Annotated in this window: 10 protein-coding genes and 1 pseudogene; 5 read left to right on the top strand and 6 right to left on the bottom strand. The window is 64.5% G+C overall.

Features of this window, described 5'->3' with window-relative positions; genetic code table 11:
• Positions 1-47 precede the first annotated feature (47 nt).
• The 5 genes and pseudogenes from J2X42_RS19695 to J2X42_RS19675 all read left to right on the top strand — a co-directional run bounded on the left by J2X42_RS19695 (position 48) and on the right by J2X42_RS19675 (position 4,291).
• Positions 48-611, top strand: a complete 564-nt coding sequence (locus J2X42_RS19695) for a hypothetical protein (RefSeq protein ID WP_310167574.1) — start codon at positions 48-50, stop codon at positions 609-611.
• 10 nt (positions 612-621) lie between these two features.
• Complete coding sequence (locus tag J2X42_RS19690; protein ID WP_310167573.1) at positions 622-1,455, top strand: exodeoxyribonuclease III; 834 nt, start codon at positions 622-624, stop codon at positions 1,453-1,455.
• A gap of 17 nt (positions 1,456-1,472) precedes the next feature.
• Positions 1,473-2,549 (top strand): annotated as a pseudogene (gene trpS, locus J2X42_RS19685) (tryptophan--tRNA ligase); the annotation flags it as partial.
• Positions 2,550-2,589: 40 nt separating this feature from the next.
• Entirely contained in the window at positions 2,590-3,195 is a 606-nt protein-coding gene (locus J2X42_RS19680) for a 2'-5' RNA ligase family protein (protein WP_396134118.1), read from the top strand.
• Between the two features lie 37 nt (positions 3,196-3,232).
• Positions 3,233-4,291, top strand: a complete 1,059-nt coding sequence (locus tag J2X42_RS19675) for a YihY/virulence factor BrkB family protein (RefSeq protein WP_310167608.1) — start codon at positions 3,233-3,235, stop codon at positions 4,289-4,291.
• Positions 4,292-4,301: 10 nt separating this feature from the next.
• On the opposite strand, the gene J2X42_RS19670 is transcribed toward J2X42_RS19675, so the two are convergent.
• From J2X42_RS19670 to sdhC, 6 genes are all read right to left on the bottom strand, one after another.
• Positions 4,302-8,192: a galactose oxidase-like domain-containing protein gene (locus J2X42_RS19670; RefSeq protein WP_310167569.1), complete on the bottom strand. Its 3,891-nt coding sequence runs from the start codon at positions 8,190-8,192 to the stop codon at positions 4,302-4,304.
• Positions 8,193-8,353: 161 nt separating this feature from the next.
• Entirely contained in the window at positions 8,354-9,124 is a 771-nt protein-coding gene (locus tag J2X42_RS19665; RefSeq protein WP_310167568.1) for an alpha/beta hydrolase, read from the bottom strand.
• Between the two features lie 92 nt (positions 9,125-9,216).
• Positions 9,217-9,999, bottom strand: a complete 783-nt coding sequence (locus tag J2X42_RS19660; protein WP_131132717.1) for a succinate dehydrogenase iron-sulfur subunit — start codon at positions 9,997-9,999, stop codon at positions 9,217-9,219.
• Between the two features lies 1 nt (position 10,000).
• Positions 10,001-11,800 carry a succinate dehydrogenase flavoprotein subunit gene (gene sdhA / locus J2X42_RS19655; protein WP_310167565.1) on the bottom strand — a complete coding sequence of 600 codons (1,800 nt, stop codon included), beginning with the start codon at positions 11,798-11,800 and terminating at the stop codon, positions 10,001-10,003.
• A 103-nt stretch (positions 11,801-11,903) separates the two neighbouring features.
• Positions 11,904-12,374, bottom strand: a complete 471-nt coding sequence (locus J2X42_RS19650) for a succinate dehydrogenase hydrophobic membrane anchor subunit (RefSeq protein ID WP_310167564.1) — start codon at positions 12,372-12,374, stop codon at positions 11,904-11,906.
• 3 nt (positions 12,375-12,377) lie between these two features.
• Positions 12,378-12,758, bottom strand: coding sequence for a succinate dehydrogenase, cytochrome b556 subunit (gene sdhC, locus J2X42_RS19645; protein WP_082576094.1), 381 nt, complete (start codon positions 12,756-12,758; stop codon positions 12,378-12,380).
• Positions 12,759-12,884 lie beyond the last annotated feature (126 nt).

Here is a 12,884-nt window from a genome sequence, read left to right as displayed (position 1 = left end):
GGGTGGAAGGTACCGGTGCGTGCCGCGGCGTTTGAGACAATATAGGAATGCAATCTCTGGGTAACCCTCACTCTGCGTCCAAACCGGCCAAGGGCGGCTTCTCCATGCTGCGGATCAGTGGCCCCGGCATGATGATCTTTGTCATCGCCTTTGTGGTCGCGGTCATCTTTGCGGCCAACCAGAACGACGTCGTCGGCTGGGTTGTGGCGATCATCGCCGCCTTCTGGCTCGCACTGGCAGCGTTTGTGGTCTTCAGCATCCAGAAGGCCGCCAAAAAAGCCGGCGCCAAGCTGACTGAAGCCCAGAATGCCTTCAACAGCGCAGCCGGCCGCGCGCCGTCGTCGTCCTCTGCGGACCATGGCGGCACCCGGGTGGTCTACGAGCGCTCCGAAGCGGACGAAGTCCGCGACCTCAAACTGGACCACTCCTTCAAGATCGTGCAGGTGCAGGTCCGGGTGGTGGAGCAGGAGCGGGCCAAGGGTGACGCCGCTGATCTGGACACCATCAGCCGTGCCCTGGAGACCATCGAAATCACCGCCACCAATGCCCGGGACATGATCCGCTCCTCGGGCGGCACGGAGGACCCGGTCACTGGAACGGTCATCGACTAGAGTGGAGCGGGTGAGCTCGGCATTGAAGAAGGACCACCTTCGCATCGCATCAGTCAACGTCAACGGCCTCCGCGCCGCCTACAGGAATGGCATGGCGGAGTGGCTGGAGCCCCGCGAGGTGGACATCCTTTGCCTCCAGGAGGTCCGCGCCCCGGACGCGATCGTCCGCCAGTTGCTGGGCGACGGCTGGCACATCCTGCACGCTGAAGCCGAGGCCAAGGGCCGCGCCGGCGTCGCCATTGCCTCCCGCGAAGAACCGCTGGAAACCCGCAACGGCATCGGCGACGACTACTTCGCCACCGCCGGCCGCTGGGTCGAATCCGATTTTCGGCTGACCGACGCAGCGGGTAACCCGGTGCAGCTGACCGTTGCCAGCGCCTACGTGCACTCCGGTGAAGCCGGAACCCCCAAACAGGCGGACAAGTACCGTTTCCTGGACGCCATGAGCACACGCCTGCCGGAACTGACCAAGCACAGCGACCACGCCCTGGTGGTGGGCGACCTCAACGTGGGTCACACCGAGCTGGACATCCGGAACTGGAAGGGCAACGTCAAGAAGGCGGGCTTCCTGCCCGAGGAACGCGCGTACTTTGACCGCTTTTTCGGTGAAGAGATCGGCTGGAAGGACGTGCACCGTGGCCTGGCAGGCAGCGTCGACGGCCCCTACACCTGGTGGTCGCAGCGCGGCCAGGCCTTCGACAATGACACTGGCTGGCGGATCGACTACCACCTGGCCACCCCGGAACTTGCTGCGTCCGCATTCTCCGCAGTCGTTGACCGGGCGCCGTCATGGGACACCCGCTTCTCTGACCATGCACCGCTGGTAGTGGACTACCGGCTCTAGATTTAAGGCCCCAACGAATGACCACCTCCCCAACAGTCACCGGCCCCGCCGCATCCCCGGCAACTGACGCCGTCGCCGCCCAGCCAAAAGCGAGCCAGCCCGGTACCGGCGTCCGGCACCGCATCCTGTCCGGCATGCAGCCGTCCGCGGACTCACTCCACCTCGGCAACTACCTGGGCGCCCTGGTGAACTGGGTCCGGATGCAGGACGAATACGACGCCGTGTTCTTCATCCCGGACCTGCACGCCATCACCGTCCCGCAGGACCCCGCCGAACTGGCCCGGCGGACACGGATCACCGCGGCCCAGTACATCGCCGGCGGCGTGGACGTCCACAAGTGCACCCTGTTCGTCCAGTCCCAGGTACCGGAACACGCACAGCTCGCCTGGGTCCTGAACTGCATCACAGGCTTCGGTGAGGCTTCCCGGATGACCCAGTTCAAGGACAAGGCGCAAAAGCAGGGCACCGATTTCGCCAGCGTGGGCCTCTTCACCTACCCCATCCTGCAGGCAGCGGACATCCTCCTGTACCAGCCGCAGGGTGTCCCGGTGGGCGAGGACCAGCGCCAGCACGTAGAGCTGAGCCGCGACCTCGCCACCCGCTTCAACTCCCGCTTCGGCGAGACGTTCACGGTTCCGCAGCCCTTCATCCAGAAGGAATCCGCGAAAATCTACGACCTGCAGAACCCCACGGCCAAGATGTCCAAATCGGCCGAATCGCCGGCGGGACTCATCAACCTCCTCGACGAACCCAAGGTCACGGCCAAACGGATCAAGTCCGCCGTCACCGACACCGAGACGGAAATCCGCTTCGACCGCGAAACCAAGCCGGGTGTCTCCAACCTCCTTACCATCTTCGCCGGCGTGACGGGCCAGAGCGTCGAGCAGCTGGTGGAGGCCTACCAGGGAAAGATGTACGGCCACCTGAAAGTGGATCTGGCGGAAGCTGTGGTAGACCACCTGACTCCCATCCGCGACCGCGCCAACGAGCTTTTGTCGGACCCTGCCGAACTGGACAGGCTCCTGGCCCACGGCGCGGACAAGGCCCGGGAAATCGCCGCGGCTACGCTCAGCGACGTCTATGCCAAGGTGGGGTTCCTTCCCTACGGCGGCGCCCCGGGAGCCCGCTAACCCAATGTCGGCCTCGAGCAATGTCAGTGAAGGAATGAGCGTAGGCGTCATTCTGGGATTCCCCCCTGCCATCGCGGAAGAACTTCAACGGTGGCGCGCCTCGTTCGGTGACCCCATGGCCGGGGTGGTCCCTGCCCACATCACCCTGATCACCACCACACCCACCCTGGACTGGGAGGCAACCCGGGAGCATGTCCGTGAAGTCGCCAAAGCCCAGGCACCCTTCATGGTGACCATTGCGGGGACTGGAACCTTCCGGCCCGTGTCCCCGGTGGTTTTCATCAACGTGGAGGACGGTTTCGACGCCTGCGTTGACCTGCACGAAAAGCTCCAGACCGGACCGCTCCAGCGGGACCTGCCCTTCTCTTACCACCCGCACGTGACGATCGCCCACGATGTTGCCCCCGAAAGCCTCGACGAGGCCGAAACGGTGCTTAAGGGCTATAGGGCAACGTTCCCTGTGGTTAGCATGGGACTTTACGAGCACGATGCTGACGGCATCTGGCAGCTACGGGAAGAGCTGGACTTTGGGACCGAAACTGACAACGAAGCCGGCGTCTGGGCAGCGGACGCAGCCGCCAACTCCGGCGGAGCAGCCGCTTCCCACTGAGCGTGGCAAGCTGTTGCTCGCGGTCATCCAGAAGCGGATGGAGTGGGGCAAAGCCAGGAGGTCCGACGCCGGCCCGATGGCCAGTCTGTTGGCAATGTTCCAGTGGCTCCTCGCCCGGCTGGACGCGTTCCGGCCCATGCGGGCCTGGCAGCACTACAACCTCCAGCACGGCCCGCTGATGAGCGCGGGCATCGGCTTCAACATGTTCTTCTCGATCACCGGCCTGCTGGCCACGGGCTTCTCGATTGCGGGCCTGGTGCTGCGCGATCAGCCAGCCCTCCTGGACACCATCATCGGAAGCGTCGCCCAGAGCGCGCCCGGACTGCTCAAGGTGGGAGGGGGCGAAGGACTGGTTGATCCGCAGGACCTGCTGAACCCTGACGGCCTGGGGTGGACAGCCGTCATCGCCGCGGTGGTCACCGTGATCACCTCGCTGGGCTGGATTGCCGGGCTCCGCGACGGCCTCCGCGGCGTGATGAAGCTCCCGCCCCTGAAGATCAACCTGATTGTCCTGAAACTGCGCGACGCCGGCACCCTCCTGCTGCTGGGCGCCGCCCTGGTGATCAGCGCCGGCGCTTCACTGGTCTTCGGCACCGCCGCAGGCTGGGCCACCGATTTCCTGCAGCTGGACGACGCCGTGGCGGGCCCGCTGACCACGCTGATCAAGATCGGCGTGCCCCTGGCGCTCAACTGGGTCACGGCGGTCATCATGTTCCGCCTGGCCGGGGGATTGAAACTGTCCAGGCAGGCATTGCTGGAAGGCACCATCCTGGCGGCATTCGGCACCACGGTGCTGCAGGTCTTCAGCACCGAGCTCCTCGCCGGGGCAGGCCGGAACCCCATCCTGGCGCCGTTCGCCATCATCATCGGGCTGCTGATCTGGTTCAACCTTGTCAGCCAGGTCTACCTGGTCTCCGCCGGCTGGTCCGCCATCCGCGACGAAGACCTCAGGAACGCCCCCGCGGAGCACGAGAAAGCCGGGTGGGGTCCACGCCAGGTCCAGCCGGGCAAGGTGCCCGTGGAGGCGCGTGGCGACCACGCCAGCACGGCCGTTACTTCCCGGCGTCGAGGTATTGGCCGGCCCAGGCAGCGATGACTCCGGCAACCTACGGCGCGGCGAGTACCTCGATCACGGCCAGGTTCCACATGTCGTTGGTTGGTGCCGTGTCGTTGATGGTGACCAGTGTTCCCGTTGCCGCCGTCGGAGCGTTCTGTCGCTGCAGCCAATAGGTATCCCCGGCAGGAGCGAGGAACTGGTCCACCAAAGTCTGGTTCGGACCGACGGTGCGGGCAGTGGGGGACGCCCAGTCCGTACCCACACCCCAGACCCACGAGCCTGCGCGGGTAGTGGTGAGGCTGGCCGTGGGAGCCCCGGACGCGGCGCTGGCACCGGCCACCGCACCGTTGGCTGTATCGGCGTTCAGGAAGGCGACCACCGACATGGACGACTGCCAGGTACCAGAGTTCTGTGTGGCCGTGACAGTGGCATTGGTCAGCGGTGCGGGCGAAACGGCCTGCCAGATTTCCGCAGTGCCGGCCTGCGTGTTGGCACGTTGGCGCAGCGTCCACGTGAGGCCCGCACCGGCCACCGAGCGGATGGAAGCGGTTCCGCCGCCGCTGGGCCCATCGGAGCTGATGAAGGCCAGCAAGAGCTGGTTGGCTGCCGTCGTGGTCAGGCCGGTCACGGCCACCGTTGAGGAGTTGGTACCTTGGTGCCTGGTGACGATCCTGTCCACGGTAACGGTCTTGGGGCCGTCAGAGGCAGTTGCGGTGGCGGCGTTCGAGTCCCCGCTGACATTGCCGGCCGCGTCCTGTGCAGTCACGGTGTACGTGTACTGGGTTCCGGCTGTCACTGCACTATCGACATAGGTTGTGCCCGTGACGTTGGTCAGCGCCGCCCCATTCCGGGAGATGTTGTACCGGGCCACTCCCACGTTGTCGGAACTTGCCGTCCACCCCAGCGAAATCTGGCCGGTCCCTGCCGTTGCGGTAAGGCCCGCCGGAGCCGTGGGCGGCGTTGTATCACCGGACACCTGGCCGCTTGCTTCGTTCGACGGCGGACTCTGGTTGGAGGCGGCGTCCTCGGCTTTGACTTGATAGAAGTAGGTGCCGGCCGCCAGACCGGAGTCCCGATAAGACGTGGCGGTCCCCGCGACCTGGGCAACCTGGGTGGTGGGACCAGCGGTAAATCCGGCCGTGCCTGAGCGGTAAATCGTGTACTTGGCGACGCCGATATTGTCGGACGACGCTTCCCACGCCAGGTCCACCAGCCCTGTGGACCCTGCGGCGGACAGCCCGGCAGGCGCGGTCGGGGCCACGGTGTCCTCGAACGGTGCAGGGAACCGGACCATGGAGGCAACGGATGGAACGCCGTTGCTGTTCACAATGGACAACATGTAATGCCCTGGAGGTGCGTAGTTTCCATTCGCAGGCATCTGCACGCTCAGCCCGCCCGGCGTCTGCGTGAATGACAGGGACAGCGCACGCTCGTTTTGGTCGAAGGCGTGCGTCACTGCGCCCGTCCTGATCAGGGAGACCGATTGTATTGAGCCTGCGTCAGGCGTTTCCACCAGTACGTTGGCGTTGTACTGAACGGTGCCGGGTACGGAGGTTATGGCCGGCCGGGGACCCTTGAACAAGTATGGGGGCGAGTAGATCTGGTAGTTGTTCTGGTCGGTAACGCCTGCGTCTCCTCCGCCGCCGGAAACGAATACCCTGCCGTCCGGGAGCAGAAGTGCCGTGGAATGATACAGCCGCGGTACCGCCATCTCAGCTGCGGTCCGCCACAGCCCGGTGGCGGGATCCCAGATTTCAGCGGCCTTGACGGCCTTGCTGTCATCAAAGCTGGATTTTTCCGTGCCACCTCCTACGGCCAGTACGGAGCCATTCGGCAGATTGGTGAGGTTCATGAAGCTGCGCGGATACTGCATCGAGGAAGTCGGCTGCCAGATCGGGTTTCCGGCATTCAGGTCCAGCGTGAAGGCAGTGTTCGACGAGGGGCCCGCAAAGCCGCTGTCGGCAGCCGACCCTGCCTTCATGAACTTTCCTGGTGCGTAGTTCGTGATGGAAGCGCCGTCGATGATGCGGCCATCGATAGTGGTCCACTGCTGTGTAGCGACATTAAGGGCGAGGGTCGAGGTTGCCTGTTCGGAAGCTCCTGCCTGTAGTACCCGCCCGTCAGGGAGTTGGTACATGAAGGGGTAATACGGGATATTGCGCGTGGCAGCGGTCAAGTCGCTCCACGAGTTGTTCCTGGTGTCGTAGAGCTCGGGGATTTGGATGATGTCCGTCGAGTTCAAATTGGCGCCCGAGGTGACCAAGACCTTGCCGTCCCCCAGCGTTGTCCCGGTTGCGTACCAGCGGGCGTAGTGCATTGGCGCGAGTGGCTGCCACGCTTTTGTCACCGGGTTGAAGGCTGTGATGTCGCGGATGCCGAGGCCCCCCGTCGTCGACGTACCGCCGACCACCATGACCCGGCCGTCGGCAAGGGCGATTTGCCCCGCGCAGAACAGGTCCACGGGCGCGGCAGGAAGTTGCTCGTAGGTTCCGGTCACTGGATCAAGGAGGTACTGCTCTCCGCGCTGGGAAAAATCGCCCTCAAAGGTCAGGATTTTGCCCGTATGGGTGAGGACCGCGTGGATGGACACCTGGGGCCACGGCTGCAGCGGGCCCCAGGATCCAACGACGGCAGGATCCTGCCCGGCATTGTTGACCGTAACGGACACGCTGGCCGAGGTGGTCACGTTTCCTGCGGCGTCCCTTGCCCTGGCTGTGATGGTATGTGCGCCCGCGCTGGCTGTGGTGGTATTCCACGTCAGCGAATAAGGGGCAACGGTGTCCTCGGCCTGCAGATTGGCGGCGTCCAAGGTGAACTGGACTCCGGCCACGCCCACGTTGTCTGCTGCTGTTGCCGCCACCGTTACCTGCCCGGAAACTGTGGCACCGTTCGCCGGGGCGGTGACGGAGACAGTCGGTGCCGTGGTGTCAGGTGCGGGGGTGGCGGTGGTGAAAGTGGCATCGGGGGAGACCGCGAGGTTACCGGATGAATCGGCGGATTTCACCCGGTAGTGGTACAGCGTGCCGGCGGCAAGGCCGGACAGTGCTTGGCTGTGCGAGGTGGTCAGCGCTGAGTCCTGGACGGTGCTGGATCCGTAGGACGAAGTGGTGCCGTATTCAACTTGGCTGGTGGATGGTTCGTCGCTCGTCCACGTGACTGTGGCCCCGGTCTGGCCCGGCGTTCCGGCCGACACGCCGGCGAGGGCCGGCGGTGTAGTGTCGGCACTGCCGCTGGCGGCACGGACTTCGATCAGCGCCAGGTTCCACATGTCATTCGTGGGGGCTGTGTCGTTAATGGTGACAGACGACGGCGACGCTCCGCTGGGCGCCGTCTGCCGCTGTGTCCAGAAGGTATCACCGTGGCTGGACGTGTATTCGTCCACCATTGTCTGGCCGGCGCCCACTGTCCTGGCCACGGACTTGCTCCAGTCGTTGCCCACTCCCCAGACCCATGAACCGTTCCGGGTAGTCGTCAGCGCCGCAGAGGGTGCGCCTGTGGGACCGCTGGCACCGGACACGGCGCCGTCGGTCGTGGTGTCCGCCCCAATGAAGGTGGCAACCGTCATGGATGCCTGGTAATTGCCTGGGTGGGTGGCCGTGACTCGGGCGTTGGTGAGGATCCCGCCGGCCACCGCCTGCCAGATCTCCGCCGTTCCATATTGGAGGTTGGTCCGTTGCCTGAGCCGCCAGGTCAGGCCGCCGCCCGTGACAGCGGTGAACTGCTGGCCCCGGCTGACCGCGGGACCGTCCGCCGACACAAAGGCGACGACAAGTTCGCCGGGCTGGGTGGTGGTGAAGGCCGGGGACATGATTGTCGTGGACGGGGCTGACTGGTGCCTGCTCACCACCTTGTCCACGGCGAGTCCCGCGGCACTGGCCGGCGGCGCCAGGACCACGCTGCACGCGAAGGCAAACAGGCTGATCACCAGCGCAGTGGCCATGTGGGAGGGTCGGGTCAAGGGGCTGCGCTGCATATTGTCCTCGCAAACTCACGGCTATCCCTTGAACTTGGCCCTGACACAGCAGAATGTAAAGAAGCAGGGACTAAGTAGGGGGCAAGTTAGGGGGTACCGCGGCGCCGCCGCCTGCACCTTCGCAGCCGTTACTTCCCGGCGTCGAGGTATTGGTCGGCCCAGGCAGCGATGATCCTGGCCGCCCGGGCTGCCTGGCCCTTGCCCGTCAGGAGGTGGTCGCTGCCCTCGAGGGATACGAAGTTCCGGGGGTGGCGGGCCGTCTGGAAGATCGAGCTCGCGTTCTCGATGCCCACGGTGTTGTCGGTGGGGGAGTGCAGCACCATCAGCGGCTTGTGCAGCTGCCGGATGCAGTCGGTGAGGTCGGCATTCTCCAGGTCCTCCACGAAGTGCTTGCGGATCTCCACGCGCTTCCCGCCGAGGTCCACTTCGGCGCTGCCTTCGCTGAGGATTTTGTCCAGGGCGGCGTCGAAGACGTGCGCCACGTGCTTCGGTGAGAACGGGGCACCTACCGTTGCGACGGCGTCGAGCTCCGGAATCAGGCGCGCCGCGGAAAGCACGGCGGCACCGCCGAAGGAGTGGCCCACCAGCAGGGAAATGGCCTTCCCCTGGGCGCGCATGAACTCGGCGGCCTTGACCGTGTCCGCCACCTTGTGGCTGAACGAGCCCTCCGACCAGTAGCCCGCGGAGTCGCCCAGCCCCAGGTTGTCGAAGCGGAGCATGCCGATCCCGGTGTCAGCCAGTGCCTTGCACATCCGTGAGGCCGATGGGCTGTCCTTGCCCAGCGTGAAGCCGTGGGAGAACACGCCCCAGCCACGCACGGGCCCCTCCGGGACGTCGATGATGCCGGAGAGGAGCTCGCCGGTGGAACCTTCGAAGCTGACTTTTTCGGAGCGGGACATGGCGTCCCCTTTCGTTGTGGCTGCTGTGTGTTAAAACGACGACGGCGCCATTCCCACCTAAGTGAATGACGCCGTCGTCCGCTAAGACCTGATTAGATCTTGCGGGAGAGGATTGCCTGCTTGACCTCGGCAATTGCCTGGGTCACCTGGATGCCGCGGGGGCATGCTTCGGAGCAGTTGAAGGTGGTGCGGCAGCGCCACACGCCTTCCTTGTCGTTCAGGATCTCCAGTCGCATGTCGCCGGCGTCATCACGGGAATCGAAGATGAAGCGGTGTGCGTTCACGATCGCGGCCGGGCCGAAGTACTGGCCGTCGGTCCAGAACACCGGGCAGGAGGACGTGCACGCAGCGCACAGGATGCACTTGGTGGTGTCGTCGAAGCGCTCACGGTCCTCTGCGGACTGCAGGCGTTCCTTGGTGGGCTCGTGGCCCTTGTTGATCAGGAACGGCATGACTTCACGGAAGGACTGGAAGAACGGCTCCATGTCCACGATCAGGTCCTTCTCCACCGGCAGGCCCTTGATCGGCTCGACCGTGATGGGCTTGGAGGTGTCCAGGTCCTTCAGGAGGGTCTTGCAGGCGAGGCGGTTGCGGCCGTTGATGCGCATGGCATCGGAGCCGCAGACGCCGTGGGCGCAGGAGCGGCGGAACGAAACGCTGCCGTCGATCTCCCACTTGACCTTGTGCAGGGCATCCAGCACACGGTCCGTGCCGTACATGGTGACATGGAAGTCGTCCCAGGTGGCGTCCTCGGACACCTCGGGGTTGTAGCGGCGCACGCGGAGGTGGACGTCGAATGTGGGGATCTCGCCGCCGCCACCAATGTGTGCGGGCAGTTCGATCTTTGAGGCTGGCTCAGCAAGTTCGGCGGACATCTTAGTACTTCCTCACCATCGGCTCGTAGCGGGTAAAGACAACCGGTTTGGTGGCCAGGCGGATGCCGGCGATTGCCTCTGCAGAGCCGTCAGCCGGGGCGTGGTCGTCCTTGTACGCCATGGAGTGCTTCATGAATTTTTCGTCGTTCCGGTCCGGGAAGTCCTCGCGGAAGTGTCCCCCGCGGGATTCCTCACGGTGCAGTGCCGCCACGGTCATGACCTTGGCCAGCTCCAGCAGGAAGCCGAGTTCAACGGCTTCGAGCAGGTCCAGGTTGAAGCGCTTGCCCTTATCCTGGACGCTGATGCGCTTGTACCGTGCTTCGAAGGACTCGATGTCCCTGAGGACCTGGTTCAGCGTGTCAGCGGTGCGGAACACCTGCATGTTGGCGTCCATGGTGTCCTGGAGTTCCTTGCGGATCACGGCCACCTTCTCGTCGCCGTTGCCGTTGCGGGCAATGTCCAGCAGCTCGATGGTGTACGCCTCGGGGTCCTCCGGGAGGTCCACGAAGTCAGCCGTCTTCGCGTATTCAGCGGCGGCGATGCCTGCGCGCTTTCCGAACACGTTGATGTCCAGCAGCGAGTTGGTGCCCAGCCGGTTGGAGCCGTGGACCGAAACACACGCCACTTCACCGGCGGCGTAGAGGCCCGGCACCACGGTGTCGTTGTCCTGCAGGACTTCGGTGGTGATGTTCGTGGGGATGCCGCCCATGGCGTAGTGCGCAGTGGGGAACACCGGAACGGGCTCCGTGTACGGCTCCACACCCAGGTAGGTGCGGGCGAACTCGGTGATATCCGGCAGCTTCGCGTCGATGTGCGCGGGCTCCAGGTGGGTCAGGTCCAACAGGACGTAGTCCTTGTTCGGGCCACAGCCGCGGCCTTCACGGACTTCGTTGGCCATGGAGCGGGCCACGATGTCACGGGGTGCGAGGTCCTTGATGGTGGGGGCGTACCGCTCCATGAAGCGCTCACCCTCGGAGTTGCGCAGGATGGCACCTTCACCGCGGGCTGCCTCGGAAAGCAGGATACCCAGGCCGGCAAGGCCTGTCGGGTGGAACTGGAAGAACTCCATGTCCTCCAGGGGGATGCCGCGGCGGAACGCGATGCCCATGCCGTCGCCGGTCAGGGTGTGGGCGTTGGAGGTGGTCTTGAAGACCTTGCCAGCGCCGCCGGAGGCGAACACTACGGACTTGGCCTGGAAGACGTGCAGTTCACCGGAGGCGAGGTCGTAGGACACGACGCCGGCAACACGCTTCTGCTTGTACGGCGTGCCGTCCTCGCGGACTGCGTCCTCTTCGACCGTCAGGAGGTCCAGGACGTAGTACTCGTTGTAGAACTCAACATTGTGCTTGACGCAGTTTTGGTACAGCGTCTGCAGGATCATGTGGCCCGTGCGGTCAGCGGCGTAGCAGGCCCGGCGGACGGGAGCCTTGCCGTGGTCACGGGTGTGGCCACCGAAGCGGCGCTGGTCGATGCGGCCCTCGGGCGTGCGGTTGAACGGCAGGCCCATCTTTTCCAGGTCCAGCACGGCGTCGATGGCCTCTTTGGCCATGACCTCGGCGGCGTCCTGGTCAACCAGGTAGTCGCCGCCCTTGATGGTGTCGAAGGTGTGCCATTCCCAGTTGTCTTCCTCGACATTGGCAAGGGCCGCACACATGCCACCCTGCGCCGCACCGGTGTGGGAGCGGGTGGGGTAGAGCTTGGTCAGTACTGCTGTGCGGGCGCGCTGACCGGATTCGATCGCGGCGCGCATGCCAGCGCCACCGGCACCGACGATGACGACGTCGTACTTATGGACCTGCATACCAGACGCTCTTTCTCTCAAAATTCTCTATAAAACAACGGGCGGGCGAAGCCTGCTCCGCAAAACGCAGCCCGCGGCTAGCCGCGGGCCATGGATGTTGCTATTAGGCGGCGGGGCAGAAACCACCCGGCAGCGGCACGCCGTTGACGTCCAGCGGGCACGGGTTGAAGGTGAAGATCACCAGGGTGCCCAGGATGATGATGACGGCGGTGGCCGCGTAGAGGACTGCCTTGAGCCAGAAGCGGCTGGAGTCCTTCTCCGCGTAGTCGTTGATGATGGTCCGGACGCCGTTGGTGCCGTGGAGCATGGCGAGCCACAGCATGGCCAGGTCCCAGAACTGCCAGAACGGGTCGGCCCACTTGCCGGCCACGAAACCGAAGTCGATGGCGTGGATGCCGTCGCCCACCAGCAGGTTCACAAAGAGGTGCCCGAAGATCAGGACGACCAGGACCACGCCGGAGAGCCGCATGAACAGCCAGGCAGCCATTTCGAAGTTCCCCTTCGATCCGCCGCTGCGGCGGTACTGCGGGGAGATCTTGCCGCTGCGCGGGCTCTGGATTTGAGTTGCAGTCATGGCTTAGTGACCTCCAAGGGCGAGGGAAAGGTGGCGGATGGAGAAGCCGACCATAACGACTACCCAGAGGGCCAGGACCGTCCACAGCATCTGGCGCTGGTACTTCGCGCCCTTCTTCCAGAAGTCGACGGCGATGATCCGCAGGCCGTTAAAGGCGTGGAAAACAATCGCGGCAACAAGACCCGTTTCACCCAGGGCCATCAGGGGATTCTTGTAGGCACCGATGACAGCCGTGTAGGCCTCGGGGGACACACGCACCAATGAGGTGTCCAGCACATGGACCAACAAGAAGAAAAAGATCACAACACCGGTAATGCGGTGTCCTACCCAGGACCACATGCCTTCACGGCCGCGGTACAAGGTGCCAGCTGGTTTTGTCGGCACTGAATAAACCTCCCTGCAACACAGCGGCGCTGGCATGAGATCCACGCGGGGGGAACGCCTGCTGCGAGAGCACTCGTAGCTCAGGCCTAAATCTAGGCTTCGCTCACAGCTTATTCAATTTAGGAA

It is taken from the genome of Arthrobacter sp. BE255, from assembly GCF_031457335.1.
Lineage (GTDB): Bacteria > Actinomycetota > Actinomycetes > Actinomycetales > Micrococcaceae > Arthrobacter.
Note: the sequence above shows the minus strand (reverse complement) of the source record. Positions and strands in the feature narration are given on the sequence as shown.